Source organism: Phenylobacterium sp. LjRoot97 (assembly GCF_964254345.1).
Taxonomy (GTDB): Bacteria; Pseudomonadota; Alphaproteobacteria; order Caulobacterales; family Caulobacteraceae; genus Phenylobacterium.
The window spans coordinates 1,270,663-1,289,711 of the sequence record NZ_CAXUTH020000001.1 but is presented as its reverse complement, the minus strand read 5'-3'; the positions used below and the strand labels follow the sequence as shown (position 1 = coordinate 1,289,711).

Here is a 19,049-nt window from a genome sequence, read left to right as displayed (position 1 = left end):
TTGAGGACCGCGCGCGCAGGCGTCAGCGTGGCTGCGCCCAAAGCCGACCGGCCGGCGCTCCGCGCACCGAAACACGACGCACGGTCGACCAGTCCTGGGCGATGTTCACCTCTGGTTTTATATCTGACCGATGTCGGGAACGGGCGCCCTGCCCCGTCCTTAGGGAGAACGAGACAGACCCATGCGCTACGCCATCCTCTGCTACAACGACGAGACCGTGACCTCCGCCTGGAGCAAGGAGGAGGACGACGCGGTCATGGAACGGCTGGAAGTGGTCCAGGAGCGGCTGCGCCAGGAGGGCAAGCTCGGCCCGGCCATCCGCCTGCTGCCGACCACCTCGGCCACCACCCTGCGCAAGGCCCAGAACCTGGTTGTGGACGGTCCGTTCGCCGAGACCAAGGAACAGCTGCTCGGCTTCTACATCGTCGACGTTGAAACCCTTGAGGACGGTCTGCAGATCGCCCGCGACCTCGCCGTGGCCAATCCCGGCGGCGCCTACGAACTGCGCCCGATCGCCCTCTTCCTGCCTGGAATCGAGATGACGTGACCACCGACCCCGCCTGGATCGACGCCGCCCTGACCTCCGCCCGCCCGCAGGCGGTCAGCGCCCTGCTGCGCTATTTCCGCGACCTCGACCTGGCCGAGGAGGCGTTCCAGGACGCCTGCCTGCGGGCGCTGAAATCCTGGCCGGAGAAGGGCCCGCCCCGCGATCCGGCGGCCTGGCTGATCCTGGTCGGGCGCAACAGCGGCATCGACGCCACCCGCAAGCGCTCGCGGCTCCAGGCCCTGCCCTCCGAGGACGTCCTCTCCGATCTCGACGACGTCGAGGCGCCGCTGGCCGAGCGCCTCGACGGCTCGGACTATCGCGACGACATCTTGCGGCTCCTGTTCATCTGCTGTCACCCCGACCTGCCGGCCGTGCAGCAGGTGGCCGTCGCCCTGCGCATCGTCAGCGGCCTGTCGGTCAAGCAGATCGCCCGCGCCTTCCTGGTCAGCGAGGCGGCCATGGAGCAGCGCATCACTCGCGCCAAAGCCAAGATCGGTCAGGCCAATGTCGCCTTCGAGGCCCCCGGCCCGATCGAACGGGCCGAGCGCCTGGCCGCCGTCGCCGCCGTGATCTACCTGATCTTCAACGAGGGCTATTCCTCCACCGTCGCCGAAGCCGACGCCCGCGCCCCCTTCGCCGAGGAGGCCATCCGCCTCGCCCGCCTGCTGCTGCGCCTGTTCCAGACCGAGCCGGAGATCATGGGCCTGGCCGCGCTGATGATGTTGCAGCACTCGCGCGCCGCCGCCCGCTTCGACGCCGATGGCCAGATCGTGCTGCTCGACGACCAGGACCGCGGCCTCTGGAACCGCACCCTGATCGCCGAGGGCCTGGCCCTGATCGACAAGGCGCTGCGCCATGCGGCTCCCGGCCCCTACCAGGTCCAGGCCGCCATCGCCGCCCTGCACGCCCGCGCGGCCAGCGCCAGCGACACCGACTGGCCGCAGATCGACCGGCTCTACGCCACGCTGGAGCATATGAACCCATCGCCGGTCGTCACCCTGAACCGCTCGGTCGCGGTCTCCAAGACGCAGGGGCCGGAGGCGGCCCTGGCCATGATCGACCCGCTCGCCGATCAGCTCGGCGGCTATTTCTACTTCCACGGCGCCCGCGGCAGCTTCCTCAAGCAGCTCGGCCGCAAGGAGGAGGCGCGTGTCGCCTTCGACCGCGCCATCGCGCTCGCCAACAGCGCCCCGGAGGCCGCCCACATCCGTCAGCACCTCGACAGCCTGGCCGGCGAGACCGGCTGAGCGCATTTTTTGCGAGACCCGCTGTCGGATCGGGCTAACCTCGTTCGTCCTTGGATTAGACGCCCCTCCTGAGGGGCCAGCCAGGAAGGAAGCCGCCATGTCCGTCACCGCGACCATGGAAACCACCGCCGGCGAGCTCGCCGCGATCGATATGCCGCCGATGACCGGCGTCACCCCGCACCTCAACGTCGTCGGCGCCAGCGATGCTTCGGCGTTCTACCAGAAGGCCTTCGGCGCCCGCGAAACCTTCCGGCTGCCGGCCGACGACGGCAAGCGGCTGATGCACTGCGCGCTGGTGATCAACGGCGGCAATCTGATGATCTGCGATTGCTTCCCGGAGATGGGCCACGGCTTCGAGCACCAGCCGTCGGGCTCCTTCACCATGCATCTGCAGGTCGACGACATCGAGGCCTGGTTCCAGCGCGCGGTCGACGCCGGTGCCCAAGTGCTGCAGCCGATCGAGGACATGTTCTGGGGCGACCGCTACGCGCGCCTGCTCGATCCCTACGGCGTCCACTGGGCCCTCGGCCAGACCAAGACCAACTGACGAAGGAACCGCCATGCTCGCCGCGCTCGTCGGCCTCCTGATCCTCGCGCTTCTGGGCCTCATCGCCTATGTCGCGAACCATCCCTCCGACTTCCGGCTCGAGCGCTCGACCACCGTCCGCGCCTCGCCGGAAACGCTCTTCGACCTGATCTCCGATTTCCACCGCTGGACCGCCTGGTCGCCGTTCGAAGGTATCGACGCCGACCTCAAGCGCACCTACGGCGGGGCCGAGCGCGGCGTCGGGGCGACCTACAGCTGGGAAGGCAGGAAGACCGGCGTCGGCAGCATGGCGATCACCGAGGCGACCGCCTCCTCGCGGGTGCTGATCGACCTCATCTTCGTCAAGCCGTTCCACGCGCACAACAAGGCCGAGTTCACCCTCGAACCGGACGGCGATGCGACCAAGGTCACCTGGGCGATGTCGGGCCATAGCGGCTTCTTCGCCAAGCTGATCGACGTCTTCCTCCCAATGGAGAAGATGGTCGGACCGCAGTTCGAACAGGGGCTCGCCAAGCTCAAGGCGCTCGCCGAGCAAGGCTGACCGCCGCTCAAAGGACCACCGCCATGACTTCCCTCGATCCTGCGGCGCGCGCGTCTGCGCCCGCTGCTTCCAAGGCTCTGACCTGGGCCGGCTGGGGCCTCACCAGCCTGGCCACCCTGTTCATGACGTTCGACATCGCCATCAAGCTCATCGATCTTCAGATCGTCCGCGACACCCTGGTCCAGCTCGGCTACCCGCCCGAGCTCGGCCGCACCATCGGCGTGATCGAGCTGATCTGTCTGGCGCTCTACCTCAACCCGCGCACCGCCGTGCTCGGCGCAGTGCTGTTCACCGGGGTGATGGGCGGGGCGATCGCCACCCACATGCGGGTCGGCGACCCGCTGTTCAGCCACGTCCTGTTCGGCGTCTATCTCGGCGCCGCGCTCTGGGGCGGGCTCTGGCTGCGCGACGCCCGCCTGCGCGCCCTCTTCCCTGTCCGTCTCTGACCCGGAGCCCTGACATGTCCGACAAGGTCGACGCCTATCTCGCGACGCTGCCCGATTGGCAGGCCGCCGCCGCCAGGACCATCCGCACCGAGGCGCAGGCCGCCGGGCTCTCGGAAGACTTCAAGTGGGGACATCCCATGTGGTCGTCGGCCGACGGCGCGGTGTGCCTGGTCAAGGGCTTCAAGACGCACATGAACCTCGCCTTCTGGCGCGGCGCCCAGATGACGCAGCTCGACGCCCGGCTGACGCCGAGCGGCGGCTTTCAGATGGCGACGATCAAGCTGACCGATCCCGTCGAGCTGACCTCCGGCCAGCTCCGCGGCCTGATCGAGGCCGGCGCCGCGCTCAACGCCCAGCACGGCGACCCGATGAAGGCGAAGGCCTAGTCGGCGTTCGACAGCGTGTCTCGGCGGCGGCCAGGCCGCCGCCGAGACGAACGCCCTAGAACTCTTCCCAGGCGTCGACCGCCGGCTCCAGCTTGCGGGCCGTCGCCGCACCAGAGGCTGCGATCCGCACCGGCGCGCCCGCGCGCCGCGGCGGCGCCTGGACCGCCGGGGCCGCACCGCCCAGTTCGAACTGGGCCATCGAGTGGCCGAGTTCAGACGCCTGTTGCGCGAGGGCGTGGCTGGCGGCCGTGGACTGTTCGACCATCGCGGCGTTCTGCTGGGTCATCTGGTCCATGTCGTTGATGGCGGTGTTGACCTGGCCCAGACCGACGGCCTGCTCCTGCGCCGACGCCGCGATCTCGGTGACCAGGTCGGTGATCTTGGCGACCTCGCCGACGATCCGCCGCAACGCCTCGCCGGTCTTCCCGACCAGCTCGACGCCCGAACTCACCTGGGCGGTCGAGGCGGTGATCAGCGCCTTGATCTCCTTGGCTGCTTCGGCCGAGCGTTGGGCCAGGGCCCGCACTTCGGAGGCGACCACCGCAAAGCCGCGGCCGGCTTCACCGGCGCGGGCGGCTTCGACGCCGGCGTTCAGCGCCAGCAAGTTGGTCTGGAAGGCGATCTCGTCGATGACCCCGACGATCTGGCTGATCTGCGTGGCCGAGGCCTCGATCTTGCCCATCGCCGAGATGGCGTCGGACACCACCACCCCGGACTGTTCGGCGTCGCCGCGCGCAGCGTTGACGACACTCTGCGCTTCCTTGGCGCCCTCGGCGGTCTTCTTGACCGTCGCGGTGATCTCGTCGAGCGCGGCGGCCGTCTCCTCGAGATTGGCCGCCTGACGCTCGGTCCGGCGCGACAGATCGTCGGCCGCCGAGGTGATCTCGCCGCTCCCCGACTGGATCGCTCCCGCCGCGGAGGAGACGCTGTCCATCACCTCGTGCAGCCGGCCGATGGCCGCATTGAAATCGGCCTGCAGGCGCAGGTACTCGTCGGGGAATTCCCCCTCGATGCGATAGGTCAAGTCGCCCTTGGCCAGCCGCGACAGGGCCTTGGCCGTGGCCTCGACTGCGAACACCTGCTGCTCGCGCGCCGCCGCCCGTTCGGCGTCGCGCTTCTGATGCTGCAGCTCGGTGGCGGTGATGTCGGTGGCGAACTTGATCACCTTGTAGAGCCGGCCCGACTTGTCGAACATCGGGTTGTAGGTGGCCTGCAGCCAGATCTCGCGGCCGCCCTTGGCGACACGAAGAAACTTGTCGGACAGGAACTCGCCGCGGTTCAGGCCGCGCCAGAACTCGCGATAGGCCTCGCTGGCCCCATAGTCGGACGTGACGAACAGGCTGTGCTTACGCCCCACCACCTCGGAGGGGGTGTAGCCCATCGCGCTGTAGAAATTGTCGTTGGCCTTGATGATCGTGCCGTCGAGTTCGAATTCAATGACGGCCTGAGACTTATGCACGGCGCCCATGATCGCCTCGAGTTCAGCGACCGCGCTGGCCGCCGCCTCGTCGGCCGGCGTCCTTCTCTTGAACATCATGTTTCTGCTCCCCCGCAGTGCGGCGGCACGACCCGCCTCACCCTAAGAGAGTTGCGCCGACAGGGTAAACGAAACCGTAAGGACAAAAGACAAAATTATACGTATTTTCCGCAACTTACGCCCGATTACTTGCAACATTATTGAGCAGCGTAGCGGCCGGCTGGCAGCGTCCTCGCGCCGCATTCGCAACCTGCGACGCATCGGCCCTTCCCCTCGGCCGCGGCTGCGGCCATGCTCGCCGCAACAAACATGTCGGGGGAGAGAACGACACTCATGGCCGCCACAGAAGCGGGCGCCGCCGCGCCACCCCGCCAGCCGTTGTTCTCAGAGGGATACAAGCAGTCCGTCCTGTGGCTCCTGGTCCTCGCCTACACCTTCAACTTCATCGACCGGACGATCATCTCGACGATCGGTCAGGCGATCAAAGTCGACCTGAAGCTGACCGACACCCAGCTCGGCCTGCTCGGCGGTCTGGCCTTCGCCCTGCTCTATACGACCCTCGGCATCCCGATCGCCCGCCTCGCCGAGCGCCATAGCCGGGTCAACATCATCACCATCGCCATCGTCGTCTGGTCGGCCTTCACCGCGCTCTGCGGCATGGCCACCAGCTTCCTGCAGCTGCTGCTGTTCCGGGTCGGCGTGGGCGTCGGCGAGGCCGGCCTCTCGCCGCCCGCCCACTCGCTGATCTCGGACTACTTCGAGCCCAAGAAGCGCGCTTCGGCCCTGTCGATCTACTCATTCGGCATCCCGCTGGGCACCATGTTCGGCGCCGTCGCCGGCGGCTGGATCGCCCAGAACCTCGACTGGCGCATGGCCTTCATGCTGGTCGGCCTGCCCGGCGTGATCGTCGCCATCCTGCTCAAGGTCTTCGTCAAGGAGCCGCCGCGCGGCTACTCGGACCGCCTGGTGGCCCAGCAGGCCGCCGACGCGCCGGTCCTAGAGGGCGACGAGACGGCGCCCGCCGTCCACGCCAAGCCGCCCTCGATCCTCGCCGTCGCCAAGCGCATCTTCGGCAAATGGGGCTTCTTCCACATGGTCGCCGGCATCACGCTGGCATCCTTCGCCGGCTACGGCACCGGCCAGTACTCGGCCCCCTACTTCATCCGCATGTTCGGCCTGGACCTCGCCACCGTCGGCCTGATCTTCGGGGTCATCGGCGGCATCGCCGCCGGCATCGGCACCCTGCTCGGCGGCTTCCTCACCGACTATGCCGCCAGGAAATCGGGCCGCTGGTACGCACTGGTGCCGGCCATCGGCCTGCTGATCGCCTGCCCGCTCTACATCCTCGTCTACACCCGCGACGACTGGAAGCTGGCCGCCGGCCTGCTGCTGATCCCCGGCATCTTCCACTACACCTATCTCGGCCCGACCTTCGGCGTCATCCAGAACGCCGTCAGCCTGCGCATGCGCGCCACCGCCACGGCGCTGCTGTTCTTCGTGCTCAACCTGATCGCCCTGGGCTTTGGCCCGCCCTTCTGCGGTTGGGTGATCGACACGCTCAGCCAGGCCCACTTCGCCGCCAAGGATCTCGGTCCGTTCTTCGACCTCTGCCCCGGCGGCGTGGGCAAGGAAGGCGCCGGCGCGATGATCGACGCGGCCTGCAAGGCCGCGGTCGCGCAGGGCACCCGTGACGGCATCGTCTGGAACCTGTTGATCTACGGCTGGGCCGGCCTTCACTACCTGCTGGCCGCGATCACCCTGCCCAAGGACATGGCCGACGCCCTCGCCAAGACCGAGGCCGAAGCCGCGGCCGGCGCCTGATGGACGGCCAGGCGGACCACATCGGCCGCCTGATCGGCCTTCCCGGACGCCTGACTGACGACGTGGTCCTGCTCGACGGCCACGTCGTCGCCGACGCCGAGGCCCACCTGGCCGGCGAGGACGCCGAGATGCTGCTGCGCTTCGAGGCGCCGCACGCCTCCACCCTCGAGCAGACCCGGGCGGCCATCGGGCGATGGATCGCGGCGCGGGCCGCCGGCGGCCCGATGTTCGCCTACGCCGTGCGCAACGCCGCGGGCGAACTGGTCGGCGGCTGCGAGCTGCGGCTGGCCGCGTCCGACAGCGCCGACGTCTCCTACTGGGTGTTTCCGGCCTTCCGCGGCCGGGGCTACGCCCGCCGGGCGCTGACCCTGCTCTGCCAGGCCGCCGCTCAGTTGGACGAGGTGTGCTGGGCCGAGGCCCGCATCGACGCCGACAACCTCGCCTCGCGCCGCGCCGCCGAGCGCGCCGGCTTCGTCGAGACGGGAACGGTTCACGACCGCGCCGCCTCGGGCGAGACGACGCGTCGCGTGCTCTACACCCTGGCGCTCAGACCCGAGCTGAGCCGCTACTCCGGCCAGCGGCCGACGCCGCCGTCCTGAACTAATAGCCCGGTGAGCGTGCGGTCGGCATGCTGGGCGCGCCAGGCCAGCATCGCCTGGGCCTGCGCCAGCACTCGCTCCGGATCGTTCGTCAGCGTGCGCCAGCTGGGATCGGCCGCCAGGTCGAAACACAGCCAGTCGCCGTCCGCGAACTGAACATAGGCGCCGTCCTGGTCCCGCCGCACCGCCAGGCTCTGCCGCTCCAATCGCCGGTCCCACGGCCACGGGTGCGGCCCGCGCGGAATGTTCCCGAACCGCCAGTCGAACTCCCAGTGCGCGGCCTCGCGCCACCACGGCGGATCCACGCCCTCAAGGAACGGCGTCAGCGGCAGGCCATCACACTGGGCCGGGACCGCAACGCCCATCGCCTCGTACAGGGTCGGCAGCACGTCGACGTTCTCGGTGAACCGCTCGACCACCGAGCCGTGCGCCTGCGGCTTGCGCGGATCGCGGACGATCCCCAGCACGTGGTAGCTGGCCTCGAAGTAGCCCGCCTTCTGGATCAGGCCCTGGTCGCCCAGCTGCTCGCCGTGGTCCGCCGTCACCACGATGAAGGTGTCGTCCCACTGGCCCGCCGCCTCCAGCGCCGCCCAGACCCGGCCGAGCTGATGATCGACCTCGCTGACCATGCCGAAATACTGCGCGCGCAACTTGGCCATCTCGGCCGGATCGCTCGGCGCAGCCAGGCCCGACTTCAGCAGCCCCTCGTGCAGTCGATGCCGCGCCTCACCGGCTGGGACCGGCGCCGGGACGTCGGCCGGATCGTACATCGTCGCAAACTCGCCGGCCGCGGCGTACGGCGGGTGCGGCCGCAGCTGCGAAAGATGCGCGAACCACGGCCCGTCCTGACGTCCCAGCCAATCGAGAAAGACGTCGGTATGGAACGCCGACAGGCTGTGTTCGGCCGGCCGATCGGGCTCGCCGGCCAGCGCGCCCTCGCTATCGTCAGGTACCTGGTGACCCAGGGCCCTCAACCTGCCGATCCAGGCGCTCGGGTCATGTGTCGTGAAGTCGAGCCCGACCTCGAAACCGGGCAGTACGCCCTCATAGGTGAACAGCCGCGGATCCTTGCGGTCGTTGACCTCGCGGGGGTCCACGGCCTGGTCGGTGTAGCCGAACAGCGTCGGAACGTATCCGGCGCGAACGGCGGCTTTCGCCACGTTGTCGAGCCTGCGATCCAATGGCGTCCCGTTGGCGACCACCCGGTGATTGAGCTGGTAGGTCCCGGTGTAGAGACTGGCCCGCCCCGGCGCGCAGGGCGCGGCCTGGCTGTAGTGCCGCGCCAGCCGAACCCCTTGCCGCGCCAGGCGGTCCAGGTTCGGCGTTCGCACGATCGGATGCCCGGCGCACGACAGGCAGTCGGCGCGGAACTGGTCGAGGGTGATGAAGAGGATGTTCACGCGCGCCACAGTGGACGCTGCGTGGCCGAAGGGGAAGCGGCCTAGCCTGGCGCCCAGGGTTGCGCTTACCCTTGGCCCCGCATGACTCTCACCGACCTCAATCCGCTCCCGCTCACGACCGTCGTCGGCGCCTTCCTCCTGGCGTTCCCGGCGCTGTTCTCGATCGTCAATCCGGTCGGCGCGGCGATCACCTTTCACCAGGTCACCGAGGGCCGCACCGACCGGCACGAGCTGGCCTGGCGCATCGCCTTCAACGCCCTGCTGATCCTGCTGGGATCGCTGCTGCTGGGCGGCTACATCCTGAACTTCTTCGGGGTCAGCCTGGGCGCCCTGCGGGTCGCCGGCGGCCTGGTCGTCGCCATCCGCGCCTGGCAATTGCTGATGCAGCCCGAGGCCCAGGAGAACCGCAAGGCCAACGCCGCGGCCTCGGCCGAGCAGCACGTGCAGGAAGACGTCGCCTTCTTCCCGCTGACCATGCCCTTCACCACCGGGCCCGGCGCGATCTCGGTGGCCATCGCCCTGGCTTCGCAGCGGCCGGCCGACGGCCAAGGCGTCCTGTCCTTCTTCGCCGGGGTCAGCATCGCCGCGGTGCTCGTCGCCTTGCTGGTCGGCGTCTCCTACCGCTGGTCCAGCAAGGTCCTGTCGCTGCTGGGCGCTTCTGGCGCGCGGGTGATGTCGCGGCTGGTCGCCTTCCTGCTGCTCTGCGTCGGCGTCCAGATCATCTCCAGCGGCCTGGAAAGCCTGGTCACCTCGTACCTCAAGGCCGCGGCCTGAGGCCCCCGAACATTGCGATTCCGGCTCGGTGGGGCTAACACCCGCCGCGAAGGAGCCCCGCCATGATCCCCCGTTACGCCCGCCCGGAAGCCGCCGCCATCTGGGACCCGCAGACGCGGTTCAAGATCATGTTCGAGATCGAGGCCCACGCCGCCGACAAGATGGCCGAGCTGGGCGTGATCCCGAAGCAGGCCGCCGAGACCATCTGGGAAAAGGGCCGCGACGCGATCTTCGACGTCGAGCGTATCGACGCCATCGAGCGTGAAGTGAAGCACGACGTCATCGCCTTCCTGACCCACGTCACCGAGATCGTCGGGCCGGAAGCCCGCTTCCTGCACCAGGGCATGACGTCGTCGGACGTCAATGACACCGCCCTGGCCGTCCAGCTCAGCCGCGCCACCGACCTGCTGATCGAGGACGTCGACCTGGTCCTGGCCGCGCTGCAGAAGCGCGCCTTCGAGCACAAGCTGACCCCGACCGTCGGCCGCAGCCACGGCATCCACGCCGAGCCGACCACCTTCGGCCTCAAGCTCGCCGGCCACTACGCCGAGTTCGTCCGCGCCAAGGAGCGCCTGGCGATGGCCAAGTTCGAGATCGCCACCTGCGCGATCTCCGGCGCGGTCGGCACCTTCGCCAACGTCTCGCCCGAGGTCGAAGCCCACGTCGCCGAGAAGATGGGCCTGGCCGTCGAGCCGGTCTCCACCCAGGTCATCCCGCGCGACCGTCACGCCGCCTACTTCGCGGCCCTCGGCGTCGTCGCCTCTTCGGTCGAGCGCCTCGCCGTCGAGATCCGCCACCTGCAGCGCACCGAAGTGCTTGAAGCCGAAGAGTTCTTCGACGTCGGCCAGAAGGGCTCGTCGGCCATGCCGCACAAGCGCAACCCGATCCTGACCGAGAACCTGACGGGCCTGGCGCGTCTGGTCCGCTCGGCCGTGGTCCCGGCCATGGAGAACGTCGCCCTCTGGCATGAGCGCGACATCAGCCACTCGTCGGTCGAGCGCGGCATCGCCCCGGACACCACCATCCACCTCGACTTCGCCCTGCGCCGCCTGGCCAACGTCGTCGACCGCCTGCTGATCTACCCGCAGAACATGCTGAAGAACCTCGACCGCCTCGGCGGCCTGGTTCACTCCCAGCGCGTGCTGCTGGCCCTGACCCAGAAGGACATCAGCCGCGAGGGCGCCTATGCCGCGGTCCAGCGCAACGCCATGAAGGTGTGGCGCGGCGAAGGGAACTTCCTGGACTTCCTCAAGGCCGACCCGGAAGTGATCCTCTCGGACGAAGAGCTCTCGGAGCTGTTCGACAACGGCTACCACTTCAAGAACGTCGACGCCGTCTTCGCCCGCGTGTTCGGCGAAGACGCCATGAAGGCCGCGGCGGAGTAGTTCCGTCGCGCGCCAAGTCAGGCTAGAGATCGGTCATGATCACCACCTCACGTGGTCGGCGGCGCTTCTGGCTCCGCCGGACCCAGGGCCCGACCTGCATCGTATGACGCCCCTGATCTGATCAGGCGACGCCGCACGGCCGTGCGGCGTCTTGGGGCGGCCTGCGCCGCCAGCGACACATACGAGATCCTTCAATGACCGATCACACCACCGCCTGGGCGCAGCGCTTCAGCGAACGCATGTCCCGCGTGCGCGCCAACGAAATCCGCGAGCTGCTCAAGCTGCTCGACCAGCCCGACATCCTCTCCTTCGCCGGCGGCATTCCCGACCCGGGCCTGTTCCCCGCCGAGCGCATCCAGGCCAGCTACCAGGCCGTGCTGACCGATCCGCAGCTGTCGCAGCAGGCCCTGCAGTACTCGGTCAGCGAGGGCTATCTGCCGCTGCGCGAGTGGCTGGCCGAGCGCATGGCCACGCATGGCGTCGCCTGCGGGCCGGACAACATCATGCTGACCGCCGGCTCGCAGCAGGCGCTGGACCTGCTGGGCAAGCTGTTCCTCAGCAGTGGCGATACCGTGGTCGTCGCCCGCCCGACCTATCTGGGCGCACTGCAGGCCTTCACCGCCTACGAGCCGAACTATCTCGATCTGCCCGACGACGCCCTGGACGGCGACTGCGACGCGCAAGGCCTGTTGGCCGGCCGCGCGGCCCGGCCGCTCGGCTACTTCGTGCCCGACTACGCCAACCCGACCGGCGAGAGCATGACCACCGCCCAGCGCCAAGCGCTGCTGGAGCTGGCCGACGCCGCGGACATGACGCTGATCGAGGACGCCGCCTATCGCGAGCTGCGCTTCGCCGGCGAGGCGCTGCCCAGCCTGCTCGCCCTCGACATCGCCCGTTCGGGGTCGATCGAGCAGGCCCGGACCCTCTATTGCGGCACCTTCTCCAAGACCATCTCGCCGGCCCTGCGGCTGGGCTGGGTCTGCGGCCCGAAGGCGGTCATCGAGAAGCTGGTGCTGCTCAAGCAGGGCAGCGACCTGCACGTCTCGACGATCAACCAGATGGTCGGCTGGCGCACCGTGACCGAGGACTACGAGCAGCACCTGTCGCGCCTGCGCAACGCCTATGGCGCCAAGGCCCAGGCGACCCTGGACGCCCTGGACCGCCACATGCCCGAGGGCGTGACCTGGTCTAAGCCGGAGGGCGGCATGTTCGTCTGGCTGCGCCTGCCCGAGGGGATCGACGGCAAGGACCTGCTGGCCAGCGCCATCGCCGAGGAGCGCGTGGCCTTCGTGCCCGGCGCGCCGTTCTTCGCCGAGACCGCGGCCGACAACACCATCCGGCTCAGCTACTCGCTGCCGACCCCGGACGAGATCGACGACGGCGTGGCGCGCCTGGCCCGGCTGATCGCCCGCCAGACCTAGAAGGGAAGGCTCCCCCGCGCGAGGGAGCCTTCGACTTGCCTAGACGCGCTCGACGATGATCGCCGGGGCCATGCCGCCGGCCGCGCACATCGTGATCAGCCCGCGCTTGAGGTCGCGGCGCTCCAGTTCGTCGAGGACGGTGCCGATCAGGATCGAACCCGTGGCGCCGATCGGGTGGCCCAGCGCCATGGCGCCGCCGTTCACATTGACCTTCTCGCGGTCCAGCTTCAGGTCACGGATGAACTTCTCGGCGACCACCGCGAAGGCCTCGTTGATCTCGAACAGGTCGATGTCGTCGATGGTCAGGCCAGCCTTGGCCAGGACCTTCTGCGCCGCCGGGACCGGGGCGTTGAGCATCAGGGTGGGGCTGTCGCCCATATTGGCCATGGCGACCACCCGGCCGCGCGCCTTCAGGCCGTTCTTGGCGGCGTAGGCTGGCGAGGCCAGCAGCACCGCGGCCGCGCCGTCGACGACGCCCGACGAATTGCCGGCATGGTGCACGTGGGTGATCTTCAGGTCCGGATAGACCTGACGGATCAGGTCGCCATAAGTGGTGCCCTTGTCGTCGACCGGCACGTTGGCGATCATTTCGAACGACGCCTTCAACCCCGACAGGCCCTCGAGCGTGGTCTGCGGACGCGGGAACTCCTCGCGGTCCAGGGCCAGCGAGCCGTCTTCGCGATAGACCGGCACCAGCGACTTATCGAAGCGGCCTTCCTTGATGGCGACGTCGGCCCGTTGCTGGCTCAGCAGAGCCAGTTCGTCCAGCGCCAGGCGGTTGATCCCTTCCAGCGTGGCGATGGCGTCCGCGCAGACGCCCTGCTGGCTCTGCGGATGACGCGCGCGCAGGCGCAGGTTGCCGCCGTCCATCATCGGCGGCGTCGACGGATCGCCCGTCGAGGAGGTGTAGGACATCATCTCGGTGCCGCCGGCGATCACCAGGTCTTCCATCCCCGACATGATCTGCGCCGCAGCCAGGTTCACCGTGGTGATGCCCGAGCCGCAGAAGCGGTCCAGGGTCATGCCGCTGGCCTTGACGTCATAGCCGGCGTCGAGCGCCGCCATCCGGCCGAGGTCGCCGCCCTGCTTGCCGCGTTGGCTGGAGGTGCCCCAGATGATGTCGTCGACTTCGCCGGTCTTCAGGTTGTTACGCTCGGCCAGGGCCTTGAGCACCGTGGCGGCCAGGTGCTGCGGGTGAAAATCGGCCAGCGCGCCTTTGCCGACCTTGCCGATGCCGCGCGGGGTGCGGCAGGCGTCGATGATCAGGGCCTCGGGCATTGTCGTGTTCCTTCCTGGTGCGTCCGGCGCGCGCCGGTTCGTTTGGAAGACAGTCGCCCACCCGCCGCCACGTCAGTCCAGCGCAAATCCGTCGCAGGGATCAGGCCGAGAAGATCCATCCCGCCGGCAAGGTCGACAGCTGCACGCCAGCCAGGATCAGCACGTCGGGGCCGCCCAGGTTCACCAGCACGTCGCTCCCGACCTGGCTGACCGTGTAGGCCACGCCGCCCTCGACCCGCACCCGGTCGCCCTCGCCGGCGTTGAAATCCAGCACCCGGTCGATGCCGGCCCCGGCGAAGGTGTTGAAGATATCCGCGCCGCTCCCACCAGCGACGGTGTCGCTGCCGCGATCGCCGCTGATGAAGTCGTCACCGGCCTCCCCATACAGCACGTCCGAACCTTGGCCGCCGCGCAGGGTGTCGTTCCCCTCCCCGCCAAAGCCGGTGTCGTCGCCCATATTGCCGTAGACTTGGTCGGCGCCCTCGTCGCCGTAGAGCAGGTCGCCGTCCTGGCCGCCCACGACCCAGTCGTCGCCCTCGCGCCCACGGATGGTGTCGCGGCCGACATTGCCGTTGATGTCGTCGAACCGGATGCCGCCGACGATCGAGTCGTCGCCCGCCTCGCCTCGCAGGTAGCTGTCGCCGGGCCCATGGTTGGTCCCGCTGACGATGACGTCGTCGCCGGCCCCGCCGTAGAGGCTGTCGAAGCCGCCGCCGCCGTCGATGGTGTCGTCACCGTCATGTCCGCGCAGGACGTCGTCGAGCGAAGCGCCAAGGAAGCTGTCGTCGCCGCTCAGGATGATCCGGAAGGCGGTGGGCATGTCGCCGTCAGCGGCCAGGCCGACGATGCGCGTCGCCGAAGCGGAAAATCCCGAGACGTCGAAGTGCAGGTATCCGGAGAGGTTTTCTTGGATGTGATTCAGCTCGCCGCCGGCCAGCCGCCCGGCCCCGTCGAAGCTGAAGTTCCCGAACAGCGCGACCCGGTCGCCGAAGGCGCCGTCCGAATAGATCCGCCCGGTGTTGGCCAGGGTGATCACCCCGCCGAAAAGAATATTGAGATCAATGGTGTCCATGTTGACGCCGAACCTGGCGCCGGCCTTCAGAAACGCCATCACATGCTCCCGTCGGTTCGCCGGCATGACGGGCTCGCCCCGGACGGGCGTCAATGGCCAACACGCATTGGTGGCGCAGTATTAAGACGAATTAGGAAATCGGCCCGTCTAGCCCAGCGGCCAATGAGGCCAGGGTATCGCGCGCAGCGTCACGGGGTTTCACCCGATCCCTTGCTTGCCCGCCGACCGCTTCTCTGTCGGCTCGCAGCAATCGGAGCGTAGCCATGGCCGCCAAGCAACCGAACATCCTCGTCATCTGGGGCGACGACATCGGGCAGTCGAACCTCAGTTGCTACACGCACGGGCTGATGGGCTACCGCACGCCCAACATCGACCGGATCGCCAAGGAGGGCATGCTGTTCACCGACAGCTATGGCGAGCAGTCCTGCACCGCCGGCCGCTCCTCGTTCATCACCGGCCAGAGCGTGCTGCGGACCGGCCTCTCCAAAGTCGGCATCCCCGCCTCGCCGATCGGCATGAGCGACAAGATCGTCACCATCGCCGCGCTGCTGAAGGAACAGGGCTACACCACCGGTCAGTTCGGCAAGAACCACCTGGGCGACCTCAACCACATGCTGCCCACCAACCATGGCTTCGACGAGTTCTTCGGCAACCTCTACCACCTGAACGCCGAGGAAGAGCCGGAGATGTACGACTATCCGAAGGACCCGAAGTTCCGCGAGCGCTTCGGTCCGCGCGGGGTCATCCACTCCTGGGCGACCGACAAGGACGACCCCACCGAGCAGGAGCGCTGGGGCAAGGTCGGCAAGCAGAAGATCGAGGACACCGGCCCGCTCAACAAGAAGCGCATGGAAACCTGCGACGACGAATTCATCGCCGCGGCGACCGACTTCATCAAGAAGGCGCAGAAGGACGGCACGCCCTGGTTCGTGTGGCTGAACACCACCCACATGCACCTGATCACCCACACCAAGCCCGAGAGCCTGGGCCAGGCCGGCAAGTGGCAGTCGCCCTATCACGACACCATGCTCGACCATGACAAGAACGTCGGTCAGATGCTCGACCTGCTGGACGAGCTCGGCATCGCCGACGACACCTTCGTCCAGTACTCGACCGACAACGGCCCGCACCGCAACACCTGGCCGGACGGCGGCATGACGCCATTCCGCAGCGAGAAGAACACCAATTGGGAAGGCGCCTTCCGCATCCCGATGCTGGTTCGCTGGCCCGGCAAGGTCGAGGCCGGATCGGTCTCGAACGGCATCGTCCAGCACCATGACTGGCTGCCGACCTTCCTCGAAATGGCCGGCGATCCCGACGTGGTCGACAAGCTGAAGAAGGGCCACAAGGCGATCGGGCGGACCTACAAGAACCACATCGACGGCATGAGCCTGCTCAGCCACCTGACCGGCGAGAAGAAGGAGAGCCCGCGCAACTTCTTCTTCTACATCAGCGACGACGGCGACATCCTCGCCATGCGCTACGACAACTGGAAGCTGGTGTTCATGGAGCAGCGCTGCCAGGGCACCATGCAGGTCTGGGCCGAGCCGTTCACCCGGCTGCGCATGCCCAAGCTCTTCAACCTGCGGACCGATCCGTACGAGTTCGCGGACGTCACCTCGAACACCTACTACGACTGGTTCATCCACAACGCCTACTTCATCTACGCGGCCCAGACCGGCGCAGCGATGTTCGCGGCGACCTTCAAGGATTTCCCACCGATCCAGCGGCCGGGCAGCTTCACGATCGACGACGCCGTCGCGAAGATGGCGGACGCCGGCGCCGGAGCATCCTGAGCGGCTGGGCGGGGCGGCGGTTCTGGCCCGCCGTCCCGCGCCTTTCCCGCGGCGCTTCCATTCCGTAACGTCACTATCCGAACGTCAGCCGGATGCTCGGGGAGGAGATGAACGACATGGACGCTGCTGCGATGAACGCCTTGTTGGCCAGGCAGAAGGCCGCTCACCTGCGTGACGGGGAGCCGTCCGCCCAGGTCCGCATCGAGCGTATCGACCGCGCCATCGCCCTGCTGATCGACAACCGCGCGGCCATCGAAAACGCGATCAACGAGGACTTCGGTTCGCGCTCGCGCGAGGCCACCACCTTCACCGACATCGCCGCCTCCATCGGCCCGCTCAAGCACGCCAAGGACAACCTGGCCAAGTGGATGCGGCCCGAGAAGCGCAAGCCGACGCCGGCGATCCTCGGCCTGTTCGGCGCCAAGGCCGAAATCCGCTTCCAGCCCAAGGGCGTGGTCGGGATCATCAGCCCTTGGAACTTCCCGGTGAACCTGACCTTCGGGCCGCTGGCCGGAGTGCTGGCGGCCGGCAACCGGGCAATGATCAAGCCGTCGGAGTTCACCCCCGCGACCTCCGACCTGATGGCGAAGATGTTCGCCGGCGCCTTTTCCGAATATGAGATCGCGGTCGTCACCGGCGGCCCCGAGGTCGGCCAGGCGTTCTCGTCGCTGGCCTTCGATCACCTGATCTTCACCGGGGCGACCTCGATCGCGCGGCACGTCATGCGCGCAGCCGCCGATAACCTCGTCCCGCTGACCCTCGAACTGGGCGGCAAGAGCCCCGTGATCCTCGGCAAGTCCGCCGATCTCGACGTCGCCTCGGCGCGGATCATGAACGGCAAGACGCTGAACGCCGGTCAGATCTGCCTGGCGCCCGACTATGTCCTGACGCCCAAGGAGAGCCTCGAGCCCTTCATCGCGGGGGCCCAGGCCTCGGTGGCGAAGATGTTCCCGACCCTGAAGGACAACCCCGACTACACCGCGATCATCGCCCAGCGGCACTACGACCGGATCAAGGGCTACATCGACGAGGCCAAGGCCAAGGGCGCGCGGGTGATCGAACTGAAGCCCGAAGGCGAGGACCTGTCGCAGCAGGAGCACCGCAAGATCGCCCCGACGCTGATCATCGATCCGAGCGACGACCTGAAGGTCATGCAGGAGGAGATCTTCGGGCCGGTGCTGCCGGTGAAGACCTATTCGGGGATCGACGAGGCCATCGCCTATGTGAACAAGGGCGAACGGCCGCTGGGCCTCTACTACTTCGGCTCCGACGAGGCCGAACGCGAGAAGGTGCTGGCCAGCACGACCTCCGGCGGGGTGACGGTCAACGACGTCATCTTCCACGTCGCCCAGGAGAACTTGCCCTTCGGCGGCGTCGGGCCGTCAGGGATGGGCAGCTATCACGGCGTCGACGGCTTCCGCGAGTTCAGCCACGCCAAGTCGATCTATCGCCAGATCAAGGCCGACAAGCCGCTGCAGCAGATGCGTCCGCCGTACGGCCCGGCCATTCGCAAGTACCTGGACGGCCAATTGAAGCGCTGACGAACAGCGCCAACTCCGAATCGGTGAGGAGGCCGGCGTCCGCGCCGGCCGCTTCAGGCGACGGCAGCAGCGGCTCATGCGCTTCGGCCGGCGTGAACGCGCAGACCAGGCCCCAGACGGCGACGGCGATCGGTCGTGGCATGGCTGCGCTCCCATCCGGCGGCCTTCAGGCTGCTCGTTGGGGCGTTCTTGCAGCGCTTCGCGCGTTGCGCGCAGTTGCACCGGAGCGCGTGTGCGCCGCTGCAACCCGGCGCCACCGGTTGCAATTTGCGGCGCCGCGATGCATTCGGCGACCCACGTTCGGCCAGCGGCGAGCGCGCAACAAAAAACGCCGCCCCGAAAGGGCGGCGCTCTTTTCGTGACGCCGGAAGGTCTTACTCGCCCGAGCGCAGTTGCTCGCGGGCCTGAGCCAGCAGTTCGTCCATCTTCATGCGCACTTCGCCTTCGCTGACGGCGACGCCCGAGCCCTTCAGGTCCTCGAACACCTTGCGCAGAACATCCTCGTCGCCAGGCAGCTCGAAGTCGGACTTGACCACGGCCTTGGCGTACTCGGCGACGCTCTCGGCCGAGAGGCCCATCAGACCGGCGGCCCATTCGCCCAGCATGCGGTTGCGACGAGCACCAGCCTTGAATTCCTGCTCCTGGTCGAGCTCGAACTTCTTTTCAAAGCCACGCTCGCGATCGTCGAAGGTCGTCATGTGTTCCCCAGTAGGCGGTCGGTCGGCGTTGCATATCCCGTGAACCGCGCCGTAGCAACGTAAACGCACGACC

General features: G+C 68.1%; 18 protein-coding genes. 13 read left to right on the top strand and 5 right to left on the bottom strand.

All coding sequences use genetic code 11. The annotated features are described in order from the left end of the window. Positions 1-181: 181 nt before the first annotated feature. The 6 genes from ACSQ2H_RS06215 to ACSQ2H_RS06190 all read left to right on the top strand — a co-directional run bounded on the left by ACSQ2H_RS06215 (position 182) and on the right by ACSQ2H_RS06190 (position 3,714). Positions 182-547, top strand: a complete 366-nt coding sequence (locus ACSQ2H_RS06215; RefSeq protein ID WP_436060581.1) for a YciI family protein — start codon at positions 182-184, stop codon at positions 545-547. Beyond that, positions 544-1,794 (top strand): RNA polymerase sigma factor, encoded by a 1,251-nt coding sequence (locus ACSQ2H_RS06210; RefSeq protein ID WP_436060580.1) that lies wholly within the window; start codon positions 544-546, stop codon positions 1,792-1,794. Before ACSQ2H_RS06215 ends, ACSQ2H_RS06210 begins: the two co-directional genes overlap by 4 nt. 97 nt (positions 1,795-1,891) lie before the next feature. Next, positions 1,892-2,341, top strand: coding sequence for a VOC family protein (locus ACSQ2H_RS06205; RefSeq protein ID WP_436060579.1), 450 nt, complete (start codon positions 1,892-1,894; stop codon positions 2,339-2,341). Between the two features lie 13 nt (positions 2,342-2,354). Then, a complete protein-coding gene (locus ACSQ2H_RS06200) occupies positions 2,355-2,882 on the top strand; it encodes an SRPBCC family protein (RefSeq protein WP_436060578.1) in 528 nt (175 codons plus the stop codon). Between the two features lie 23 nt (positions 2,883-2,905). After that, a complete protein-coding gene (locus tag ACSQ2H_RS06195) occupies positions 2,906-3,328 on the top strand; it encodes a DoxX family protein (protein WP_436060577.1) in 423 nt (140 codons plus the stop codon). 14 nt (positions 3,329-3,342) lie between these two features. Further along, the gene (locus tag ACSQ2H_RS06190) at positions 3,343-3,714 is read left to right on the top strand and encodes a DUF1801 domain-containing protein (RefSeq protein WP_436060576.1); all 372 of its coding nucleotides are present in this window, start codon (positions 3,343-3,345) and stop codon (positions 3,712-3,714) included. Positions 3,715-3,769: 55 nt separating this feature from the next. On the opposite strand, the gene ACSQ2H_RS06185 is transcribed toward ACSQ2H_RS06190, so the two are convergent. Continuing rightward, a complete protein-coding gene (locus ACSQ2H_RS06185) occupies positions 3,770-5,251 on the bottom strand; it encodes a methyl-accepting chemotaxis protein (RefSeq protein ID WP_436060575.1) in 1,482 nt (493 codons plus the stop codon). Positions 5,252-5,524: 273 nt separating this feature from the next. Between ACSQ2H_RS06185 and ACSQ2H_RS06180 the strand changes: the two genes are divergently transcribed. Next, the gene (locus tag ACSQ2H_RS06180; protein WP_436060574.1) at positions 5,525-7,012 is read left to right on the top strand and encodes a spinster family MFS transporter; all 1,488 of its coding nucleotides are present in this window, start codon (positions 5,525-5,527) and stop codon (positions 7,010-7,012) included. Then, entirely contained in the window at positions 7,012-7,611 is a 600-nt protein-coding gene (locus ACSQ2H_RS06175) for a GNAT family N-acetyltransferase (protein ID WP_436060573.1), read from the top strand. The genes ACSQ2H_RS06180 and ACSQ2H_RS06175 overlap by 1 nt, the downstream gene beginning before the upstream one ends. Here ACSQ2H_RS06175 and ACSQ2H_RS06170 read toward each other — a convergent pair. Further along, entirely contained in the window at positions 7,578-9,011 is a 1,434-nt protein-coding gene (locus ACSQ2H_RS06170) for a sulfatase-like hydrolase/transferase (RefSeq protein WP_436060572.1), read from the bottom strand. The genes ACSQ2H_RS06175 and ACSQ2H_RS06170 overlap by 34 nt on opposite strands. Positions 9,012-9,092: 81 nt before the next feature. On the opposite strand from ACSQ2H_RS06170, the gene ACSQ2H_RS06165 reads away from it, so the two are divergent. The 3 genes from ACSQ2H_RS06165 to ACSQ2H_RS06155 all read left to right on the top strand — a co-directional run bounded on the left by ACSQ2H_RS06165 (position 9,093) and on the right by ACSQ2H_RS06155 (position 12,591). Continuing rightward, a complete protein-coding gene (locus ACSQ2H_RS06165; RefSeq protein WP_436060571.1) occupies positions 9,093-9,785 on the top strand; it encodes a MarC family protein in 693 nt (230 codons plus the stop codon). A 62-nt stretch (positions 9,786-9,847) separates the two neighbouring features. Then, a complete protein-coding gene (gene purB, locus ACSQ2H_RS06160) occupies positions 9,848-11,170 on the top strand; it encodes an adenylosuccinate lyase (protein WP_436060570.1) in 1,323 nt (440 codons plus the stop codon). Between the two features lie 194 nt (positions 11,171-11,364). Then, positions 11,365-12,591 carry a PLP-dependent aminotransferase family protein gene (locus tag ACSQ2H_RS06155; RefSeq protein WP_436060569.1) on the top strand — a complete coding sequence of 409 codons (1,227 nt, stop codon included), beginning with the start codon at positions 11,365-11,367 and terminating at the stop codon, positions 12,589-12,591. Between the two features lie 39 nt (positions 12,592-12,630). Here the strand turns inward: ACSQ2H_RS06155 and ACSQ2H_RS06150 are convergent, their stop codons facing one another. After that, positions 12,631-13,869 (bottom strand): acetyl-CoA C-acetyltransferase, encoded by a 1,239-nt coding sequence (locus tag ACSQ2H_RS06150; RefSeq protein ID WP_436060568.1) that lies wholly within the window; start codon positions 13,867-13,869, stop codon positions 12,631-12,633. 100 nt (positions 13,870-13,969) lie between these two features. Further along, positions 13,970-14,980: a calcium-binding protein gene (locus ACSQ2H_RS06145; RefSeq protein ID WP_436060567.1), complete on the bottom strand. Its 1,011-nt coding sequence runs from the start codon at positions 14,978-14,980 to the stop codon at positions 13,970-13,972. Between the two features lie 224 nt (positions 14,981-15,204). On the opposite strand from ACSQ2H_RS06145, the gene ACSQ2H_RS06140 reads away from it, so the two are divergent. Both ACSQ2H_RS06140 and ACSQ2H_RS06135 read left to right on the top strand, forming a co-directional pair. Continuing rightward, a complete protein-coding gene (locus tag ACSQ2H_RS06140) occupies positions 15,205-16,737 on the top strand; it encodes an arylsulfatase (protein WP_436060566.1) in 1,533 nt (510 codons plus the stop codon). A 107-nt stretch (positions 16,738-16,844) separates the two neighbouring features. After that, the gene (locus tag ACSQ2H_RS06135) at positions 16,845-18,278 is read left to right on the top strand and encodes a coniferyl aldehyde dehydrogenase (RefSeq protein WP_436060565.1); all 1,434 of its coding nucleotides are present in this window, start codon (positions 16,845-16,847) and stop codon (positions 18,276-18,278) included. Positions 18,279-18,652: 374 nt separating this feature from the next. Here the strand turns inward: ACSQ2H_RS06135 and ACSQ2H_RS06130 are convergent, their stop codons facing one another. Continuing rightward, complete coding sequence (locus tag ACSQ2H_RS06130; protein WP_436060564.1) at positions 18,653-18,976, bottom strand: DUF1476 domain-containing protein; 324 nt, start codon at positions 18,974-18,976, stop codon at positions 18,653-18,655. Positions 18,977-19,049: the final 73 nt, after the last annotated feature.

Excerpts from the sequence above, each read along its gene's own strand:
- ACSQ2H_RS06215 (WP_436060581.1), top strand. The coding sequence starts at position 182 with ATGCGCTACGCCATCCTCTGCTACAACGACGAGACCGTGACCTCCGCC.
- ACSQ2H_RS06205 (WP_436060579.1), top strand. The coding sequence starts at position 1,892 with ATGTCCGTCACCGCGACCATGGAAACCACCGCCGGCGAGCTCGCCGCG.
- ACSQ2H_RS06200 (WP_436060578.1), top strand. The coding sequence starts at position 2,355 with ATGCTCGCCGCGCTCGTCGGCCTCCTGATCCTCGCGCTTCTGGGCCTC.
- ACSQ2H_RS06195 (WP_436060577.1), top strand. The coding sequence starts at position 2,906 with ATGACTTCCCTCGATCCTGCGGCGCGCGCGTCTGCGCCCGCTGCTTCC.
- ACSQ2H_RS06190 (WP_436060576.1), top strand. The coding sequence starts at position 3,343 with ATGTCCGACAAGGTCGACGCCTATCTCGCGACGCTGCCCGATTGGCAG.
- ACSQ2H_RS06185 (WP_436060575.1), bottom strand. The coding sequence starts at position 5,251 with ATGATGTTCAAGAGAAGGACGCCGGCCGACGAGGCGGCGGCCAGCGCG.
- ACSQ2H_RS06180 (WP_436060574.1), top strand. The coding sequence starts at position 5,525 with ATGGCCGCCACAGAAGCGGGCGCCGCCGCGCCACCCCGCCAGCCGTTG.
- ACSQ2H_RS06175 (WP_436060573.1), top strand. The coding sequence starts at position 7,012 with ATGGACGGCCAGGCGGACCACATCGGCCGCCTGATCGGCCTTCCCGGA.
- ACSQ2H_RS06165 (WP_436060571.1), top strand. The coding sequence starts at position 9,093 with ATGACTCTCACCGACCTCAATCCGCTCCCGCTCACGACCGTCGTCGGC.
- purB (WP_436060570.1), top strand. The coding sequence starts at position 9,848 with ATGATCCCCCGTTACGCCCGCCCGGAAGCCGCCGCCATCTGGGACCCG.
- ACSQ2H_RS06155 (WP_436060569.1), top strand. The coding sequence starts at position 11,365 with ATGACCGATCACACCACCGCCTGGGCGCAGCGCTTCAGCGAACGCATG.
- ACSQ2H_RS06150 (WP_436060568.1), bottom strand. The coding sequence starts at position 13,869 with ATGCCCGAGGCCCTGATCATCGACGCCTGCCGCACCCCGCGCGGCATC.
- ACSQ2H_RS06145 (WP_436060567.1), bottom strand. The coding sequence starts at position 14,980 with ATGGCGTTTCTGAAGGCCGGCGCCAGGTTCGGCGTCAACATGGACACC.
- ACSQ2H_RS06140 (WP_436060566.1), top strand. The coding sequence starts at position 15,205 with ATGGCCGCCAAGCAACCGAACATCCTCGTCATCTGGGGCGACGACATC.
- ACSQ2H_RS06135 (WP_436060565.1), top strand. The coding sequence starts at position 16,845 with ATGAACGACATGGACGCTGCTGCGATGAACGCCTTGTTGGCCAGGCAG.
- ACSQ2H_RS06130 (WP_436060564.1), bottom strand. The coding sequence starts at position 18,976 with ATGACGACCTTCGACGATCGCGAGCGTGGCTTTGAAAAGAAGTTCGAG.